Source organism: Mycobacterium sp., assembly GCF_040398885.1.
In the GTDB taxonomy this organism is placed as follows: Bacteria; Actinomycetota; Actinomycetes; order Mycobacteriales; family Mycobacteriaceae; genus Mycobacterium.
In genome coordinates this window covers 1-3,435 of sequence record NZ_JBBATF010000231.1, presented here as the reverse complement: position 1 = coordinate 3,435, position 3,435 = coordinate 1, and the positions used below count along the sequence as shown (strand labels likewise).

The following is a 3,435-nucleotide window of genomic DNA, read 5'->3' as shown; positions in this document are numbered from 1 at the left end:
CGCCTGAAGAAGGTGCTCAAGGAGATCAACACCCGCGGCGACATCATCCTGTTCATCGACGAGTTGCACACCCTCGTCGGGGCGGGCGCCGCCGAAGGCGCGATCGACGCGGCGTCGATCCTCAAGCCGAAGCTCGCTCGAGGTGAACTGCAGACCATCGGCGCCACTACTCTCGACGAGTACCGCAAGTACATCGAGAAGGACGCCGCCCTGGAGCGCCGGTTCCAGCCGGTCCAGGTCGGCGAGCCGTCGGTGGCGCACACCATCGAGATCCTCAAGGGCCTGCGCGACCGCTACGAGGCGCACCACCGGGTGTCGATCACCGATGCCGCGATCGTGGCCGCCGCGACCCTGGCCGACCGCTACATCAACGACCGGTTCCTGCCGGACAAGGCCATCGACCTGATCGACGAGGCCGGCGCACGGATGCGGATCCGCCGGATGACCGCTCCGCCGGACCTGCGCGAGTTCGACGAGAAGATCGCCGACGCCCGCCGGGAGAAGGAATCGGCGATCGACGCGCAGGACTTCGAGAAGGCGGCCTCGCTTCGCGACAAGGAGAAGCAACTGGTCGCCCAGCGCGCCGAGCGCGAGAAGCAATGGCGCTCAGGCGATATGGACGTCGTGGCCGAGGTCGACGACGAGCAGATCGCCGAGGTGCTGGGCAACTGGACCGGCATCCCGGTGTTCAAGCTGACCGAGGAGGAGACCACTCGGCTGCTGCGCATGGAGGACGAACTGCACAAGCGGATCATCGGCCAGGAGGATGCGGTCAAGGCCGTCTCCAAGGCCATCCGCCGCACCCGCGCGGGGTTGAAGGACCCCAAGCGCCCGTCCGGCTCGTTCATCTTCGCCGGCCCGTCCGGCGTCGGTAAGACGGAGTTGTCCAAGGCGCTGGCGGAGTTCCTGTTCGGCGACGACGACGCGCTCATCCAGATCGACATGGGCGAGTTCCACGACCGTTTCACCGCCTCGCGGCTCTTCGGCGCCCCGCCCGGGTACGTGGGCTACGAGGAGGGCGGCCAGCTCACCGAGAAGGTGCGTCGCAAGCCGTTCTCGGTGGTGCTCTTCGACGAGATCGAGAAGGCGCACCAGGAGATCTACAACACCCTGCTTCAGGTCCTCGAGGACGGTCGTCTCACCGACGGCCAGGGCCGCACGGTGGACTTCAAGAACACCGTGCTGATCTTCACCTCGAACCTGGGCACCTCCGACATCTCCAAGGCGGTCGGCCTCGGCTTCACCTCCGGTGGTGGGGAGAACAACTACGAGCGGATGAAGCAGAAGGTCAACGACGAGCTCAAGAAGCACTTCCGCCCCGAGTTCCTCAACCGCATCGACGACATCATCGTCTTCCATCAGCTGACCCGCGACGAGATCATCCAGATGGTGGACCTGATGGTCAACCGGGTCTCCAAGCAGCTCAAGGTCAAGGACATGGAGATGGAGCTCACCGACCGGGCCAAGGCACTGCTGGCCAAGCGGGGCTTCGACCCGGTCCTGGGCGCCCGGCCGCTGCGGCGGACCATCCAGCGGGAGATCGAGGACGCGCTTTCGGAGAAGATCCTCTTCGACGAGATCCGTCCCGGTCAGCTGGTCACCGTCGACGTCGAGAACTGGGACGGCGAAGGCGCCGGCGAGGACGCCAGGTTCACCTTCAGCGGTGGTCCCAAGCGCATGATCATCGAGTCCGATCTGGCCGATGCCACCGCAGCGGTGATCACCACCGCGGACTAGCGCGATACCGCTGGAGGCGGGCGGTCACCCGGCCGGGTGGCCGCCCGCCTTCGGCGTCAGCATCCCGAAGACCTGCTTGATGATCGTCATCACCCAGCCGCCGGCGTTCGCGCTGTGAAACCGCGGCCAGTTGAGCTGGAAGCTGACCACCCAGGCCTGCCCGGTGCGGTCCTCGGCGTACCAGCTGAAGGTCAGATCTCCGGGCAGGTTGCCGGCCTTGGCCCCGATGTAGGGCCATTCGGTCCGGTCAAGGTCGATCCCGGCCACCTCGGACATGATGTCGCGCACCGGGGCCGCCGGGCCGACGGCGCCTGACTGTAGGCGCGCGTGCACCCGGCAGATGTCTTCCGCGCTGCCGTACCACTCCGCCCCGTAGGCGGACCCGGGGGAGTGGGTGCGTTCCGGATCGGGTTCGTAGGGCCGGTCGTTGGCCTGCTGCAGCAGGGCGATCCGGTCGGCGGGCGTCGCCGACTTCCATTGTTCGCGGACGTCCGGGTTGCCCCATCCCACCGCGAACATCTCCCGCATGGTCGGGAACGGCGTCATGCTGGCCGGGTCGTGATGGCCGGCGCGGATCAGCGCCTGCTCCACCGCGGGGGTGCCCAGACGCTCGATCAGCATGTCCGTCGCCATGTTGTCACTGGTCGCAATCATCTTCCCGGCGGCCTGGCGGACGGTGATCTCGGTTCCCGGCGCCAGCGTGTCGAAGCCCGAGGAGCCCAGCTTCTTGCCCTCGGCGGTGATGGTGAGCGGGTCCTCCCAGCGCAGCGTGCCGGCGCGCACCGCGTCCTCGACCGCGTAGAGCACGTAGGTCTTGAAAATCGAGGCCAGCGGCAACGATTCGGCGGTGTTGGCCCCGGCGACCTTCGTGCAGTCGCCGTCGTCCACTTTCGAGACCTGCCAGGAGTATCGGGCGCCGGTGCGGTCGAGCGCCGTGTCGACGTCCTGCCATGAGTTGACCAGGGGCTTGCGGGTGTCGACCACGAACCGGCTGACCATGGTCTGGTCGTTGATGCGCATCTCGACGTCCTGCTGGGCGCCGAAGGAACTGACCAGGTGCAGCGTCGCCGAATTGGCTCCGATCTCGGCCGAGGACAGTGTGTAGGGCCGGTCCCACCACATCGAGTCCATGCTGGCGGTGACCGAATCCACCATGTCGGCCGCGGCGAGTGTCCTGACGCCGTGGGTGCCGATCGGCCAGTCGGAGTTGATCATGTCCATCACCTGCTGGGCGCGCACCCCCTGAGGAGTGTTGACCGCGATGCGTGCCCCGGACTGGGCGGCGGGAGCCGGCGGCGCCGCGCAACCGGAAGCCCCCGAGGCGACGGTGACCAGGACGGCGGCGAGTGCCGCGCCGCGCCGCGCCGTGTCGGGCCGCGACTTACTGGGCGTCGGACCGGGCAACGTCCATCACGACCTCGAACTCGAGCAGCGAAGCGCCGGTCGACACCGGGTTGGCCCGCTCGCCGGCGTGGGCGGCGATCGCCGGACCGGACGCCCAGGCTTGGAACGCCTCCTCGGACTCCCACTGCGTGACCACGAAGTAGCGGTCCTCGCCCTTCACCGGGCGCAGCAGTTGGAACCCGAGGAAGCCGGGCTGGTTGTCGACCGCGTGGGCGCGGTGAGCGAACCGCCTCTCCAGTTCCGGACCAGCGCCGGCGGGCACCTCGATTGCGTTGATCTTGACCACGGCCATGG

Annotated in this window: 3 protein-coding genes; 1 reads left to right on the top strand and 2 read right to left on the bottom strand. The window is 67.8% G+C overall.

Going from position 1 to position 3,435, the window contains the following annotated elements; genetic code table 11:
- Positions 1-1,737 (top strand): ATP-dependent Clp protease ATP-binding subunit (locus ADBZ5U_RS15160; RefSeq protein WP_526811574.1); only part of this gene is annotated, 1,737 nt, incomplete at its 5' end.
- Between the two features lie 24 nt (positions 1,738-1,761).
- On the opposite strand, the gene ADBZ5U_RS15155 is transcribed toward ADBZ5U_RS15160, so the two are convergent.
- Complete coding sequence (locus tag ADBZ5U_RS15155) at positions 1,762-3,141, bottom strand: serine hydrolase (protein ID WP_526811572.1); 1,380 nt, start codon at positions 3,139-3,141, stop codon at positions 1,762-1,764.
- On the bottom strand, positions 3,119-3,433 hold the full coding sequence (gene mhuD / locus ADBZ5U_RS15150; protein WP_526811570.1) for a mycobilin-forming heme oxygenase MhuD: 315 nt from the start codon (positions 3,431-3,433) through the stop codon (positions 3,119-3,121). Before mhuD ends, ADBZ5U_RS15155 begins: the two co-directional genes overlap by 23 nt.
- Between the last annotated feature and the right edge of the window lie 2 nt (positions 3,434-3,435).